A 3,946-nucleotide genomic window follows, 5' to 3' on the forward strand; every position below is an offset into this window, starting at 1 on the left:
GCCGGGGCCCCTCTCTCGTATGTCCGGTCACGCCTTGACGCGGACCGCCGCGCGGAACTTGGCGGTCAGCTCGGCGTCCGTCGCCGGGTCGCTGGTGCGGCCCGCCGCCAGGGTGGCGATGTCCATCGGCATCACGAAACCGACGGTGCTGTGGTCGCCCCACACACAGAAGGAGAACGTCATCTCCTTGGGCACGCCCTCGCCGCTGCCCGACGTATCACCCTTCGCCTGCTGGCACTTGAGGATCGCGTCGCCGAGCGCCGCCGGCTCGTACCGCTCGGGCTCGCCGATCAGCTTGTACTTGTGCCCGGTGTCCTTGGCGCTCTGGTCCTTCAGGTAGGCGAAGAGCGCGTCGACCGTCCTCTCCGGGTCGGTGATCGTGCCGTACACCCCGGCGAACTCGATGACCTTCTTGCTCAGCGGGTTGTCGACGTTCCCGGCCGCGTACTCGGCGCTGACGTCCTTCGGGTCCTTGACGCCCCAGTTCTCGGCGTCCTTCAGGTCGTCCTCGGTCATCGCGCCGTTCCCGCTCTTGCCCTTCTTGTACTCCGCGAGCACCGTCGAGGGCGCGACCAGCTTGTGCGGGCCGTCATCGGCGATGTCGCCCCCGCTGCCGCCGCTGGTCAGGAAGTAGACGCCCACCGCCACGGCGGCGACCACGGCCACCGCGCCGATGATCAGCCCGTTGCGCCTGCCGTTGTTCCGGCCTCGCACCGGCGGCTGCGGAGCGCCGTACGGCGCCTGCTGCGGCTGCCCGTACGGGGGCTGCTGCCCGTAGGGGCCCGGCTGCTGGGGGACGCCCTGCTGCGGGTATCCGTAAGGGGTGCCGGGGGGACCGGGCGGGGGCGGCGGGGACTGCGGGTAGCCGTAGCCCGGCTGGGGCGCCTGCGACGGCTGGCCGTACGGTCCAGGGGTGCCGTAGGGGCCGGGCTGGGCCGGGGGCCGCTGCCCGTACGGGCCGGGCTGACCAGCCTGACCGTAAGGACCCGGCTGCGGGGGCTGTCCGCCGTACGGGCCCGGCTGGTTGCTGCTCATGGCTGGGTTCCCCTCCAGATGTTCAGGTGTTGGCGCCATCCTTGCCCAGCGGCGGCGGAGGGGTGGCACCGGGGGCCGCACCGTTACAGAACAAACGCGTTTCGGGACCACCCGGCGGCACCTCTAAACTGACCCCCGTGACGGAGAACGCATCGCAGCAGCCATCAGCGCCCGAGACCGAACTGCCGACCCAGTACGCGCCGGCCGACGTGGAGGGGCCGCTGTACGAGCGCTGGGTGGAGCGGGGTTACTTCGAGGCCGACGAGAAGAGCGACAAGCCGCCCTTCACCGTCGTCATCCCCCCGCCCAACGTCACCGGCAGCCTCCACCTGGGCCACGCCTTCGAGCACACCATCATCGACGCCCTGACCCGCCGCAAGCGCATGCAGGGCTTCGAGACCCTGTGGCAGCCCGGCATGGACCACGCCGGCATCGCCACCCAGAACGTCGTCGAGCGCGAGCTGGGCAAGGAGGGCAAGTCCCGCCACGACCTCGGCCGTGAGGCGTTCGTCGAGCGCGTCTGGCAGTGGAAGGGCGAGTCCGGCGGCCAGATCTCCGGCCAGATGCGCCGCCTCGGCGACGGTGTCGCCTGGTCCCGCGAGCGCTTCACCATGGACGAGGGCCTGTCCCGGGCCGTCCAGACCATCTTCAAGCGGCTCTACGACGACGAGCTGATCTACCGCGCCGAGCGCATCATCAACTGGTGCCCGCGCTGTCTCACCGCGATCTCCGACATCGAGGTCGAGTACCAGGACGACGACGGCGAACTCGTCTCCATGAAGTACGGCGACGGTGACGAGACGATCGTCGTCGCCACCACCCGCGCCGAGACGATGCTCGGCGACACCGCGGTCGCCGTCCACCCCGAGGACGAGCGGTACCGGCACCTCGTCGGCAGGCTGATCAGGCTGCCGCTGACCGAGCGCTCCATCCCGGTCGTCGCCGACGAGCACGTCGACCCCGAGTTCGGCACCGGCGCCGTCAAGGTGACCCCGGCGCACGACCCGAACGACTTCGAGATCGGCCGGCGCCACGACCTGCCGGCCATCACCGTCATGGACGAGCACGCCGTCATCACCACCGCCGGCCCCTTCCAGGGCCTGGACCGCCTGGAGGCCCGCTCCGCCATCGTCGCCGCGCTGCGCGCCGAGGGCCGGATCGTCGCCGAGAAGCGGCCCTACGTCCACTCGGTGGGCCACTGCTCGCGCTGCAAGACCACCATCGAGCCGCGGCTGTCCCTGCAGTGGTGGGTCAAGGTCGGCCCGCTCGCCAAGGCTGCCGGTGACGCGGTCCGCGACGGCAAGGTCAAGATCCACCCCCAGGAGATGGAGAAGCGGTACTTCGACTGGGTCGACAACCTCCACGACTGGTGCATCTCGCGCCAGCTGTGGTGGGGCCACCGCATCCCGGTCTGGTACGGCCCCGACGGCGAGGTCGTCTGTGTCGGCCCCGACGAGCAGCCGCCCAGCGGCGAGGGCTGGCACCAGGACACCGACGTCCTCGACACCTGGTTCTCCTCCGGCCTGTGGCCCTTCTCCACCCTGGGCTGGCCCGGCCAGACCGACTCGCTCGCGAAGTTCTACCCGAACTCCGTCCTGGTCACCGGCTACGACATCCTCTTCTTCTGGGTCGCCCGGATGATGATGTTCGGCCTCTACGCGATGGACGGCACCCCGCCGTTCCACACCATCGCCCTGCACGGCATGGTCCGCGACCAGTTCGGCAAGAAGATGTCGAAGTCCTTCGGCAACGCGGTCAACCCGCTGGACTGGATGGACAAGTACGGCTCCGACGCGCTGCGCTTCACCCTCGCGCGCGGTGCCAACCCCGGCGTCGACGTGCCGATCGGCGAGGACTGGGTCCAGGGCTCGCGGAACTTCGCGAACAAGATCTGGAACGCGACCCGCTTCGCGCTGATGAACGGCGCGACCATCGAGGGCCCGCTGCCGGACGCGTCCGCGATGTCCGCGACCGACCGCTGGATTCTCTCCCGCCTCAACTCGGTCGTGGCCGAGGTCGACGCCCACTACGAGGACTACCAGTTCGCCAAGCTCTCCGACGCGCTGTTCCACTTCGCGTGGGACGAGGTCTTCGACTGGTACGTGGAGCTGTCCAAGACCACCTTCCAGGCGGGCGGCGAGGCGGCCGAGGTCTCGAAGCGGGTCCTGGGCGAGATCCTCGACGTCACGCTGAAGCTGCTGCACCCGGTCGTGCCGTTCGTCACGGAGACGCTGTGGACCACGCTGACGGGCGGCGAGTCGCTGGTCATCGCCGAGTGGCCGACCGCTGTGTCTGTTCCCGGTGCTGACGCACCGGGCGGCTTCCGTGACGCGGCCGCCGAGCGGGAGATCGAGTCGCTCCGGTCGGTCATCACCGAGGTCCGCCGCTTCCGCGCCGACCAGGGGCTGCAGCCGGGCCAGCGGGTGCCTGCGCGGCTCACGCTGGACGGTACGGCCCTGGCCCCGCACGAGGCCGCGATCCGCCAGCTCCTCCGTCTCCAGCCCGAGGGCGACTCCTTCACGGCCACGGCCACCCTCCCGGTCGCCGGTGCCGAGGTCGCCCTCGACCTCTCCGGCACGATCGACGTCGCGGCGGAGCGGAAGCGGCTCGCGAAGGATCTCGCGGCGGCCGAGAAGGAGAAGGCCGCCGCCACGGCCAAGCTCGGCAACGAGGCGTTCCTCGCGAAGGCCCCGGACGCGGTCGTCGACAAGATCCGCGGCCGCCTGGCCAAGGCCGAGGAGGACACGGTCCGCCTCCAGTCCCAGCTGGACCGTCTGCCGCAGGCGTGAGCGCACGAGAGCCCCCGGTGCCGACGCGGGACGCTGTTGGTTTATTCGGGGGTTCGCGTGACGTCGGCCTGCAAGACCCGGTTGTGGTCTTGCAGGCCGGCGTTGTTGTGTGAGGTGGATGT

General features: G+C 70.4%; 2 protein-coding genes. One reads left to right on the forward strand and one right to left on the reverse strand.

The features are described 5' to 3' along the window. Nucleotides 1-27 precede the first annotated feature (27 nt). Nucleotides 28-1,035, reverse strand: coding sequence for a hypothetical protein (locus tag ACFWN1_RS32130; protein ID WP_384369910.1), 1,008 nt, complete (start codon nucleotides 1,033-1,035; stop codon nucleotides 28-30). Between the two features lie 137 nt (nucleotides 1,036-1,172). Here ACFWN1_RS32130 and ACFWN1_RS32135 point away from each other — a divergent pair, with 137 nt between their 5' ends. Beyond that, nucleotides 1,173-3,824 (forward strand): valine--tRNA ligase, encoded by a 2,652-nt coding sequence (locus ACFWN1_RS32135; RefSeq protein WP_384369913.1) that lies wholly within the window; start codon nucleotides 1,173-1,175, stop codon nucleotides 3,822-3,824. Nucleotides 3,825-3,946: the final 122 nt, after the last annotated feature.

Origin of the sequence: Streptomyces sp. NPDC058459 (assembly GCF_042721685.1) — a bacterium.
Lineage (GTDB): Bacteria > Actinomycetota > Actinomycetes > Streptomycetales > Streptomycetaceae > Streptomyces.

What these genes read in the sequence shown, in the direction of transcription:
- ACFWN1_RS32130 (WP_384369910.1), bottom strand. Translation starts at nt 1,035, where the DNA reads ATGAGCAGCAACCAGCCGGGCCCGTACGGCGGACAGCCCCCGCAGCCG.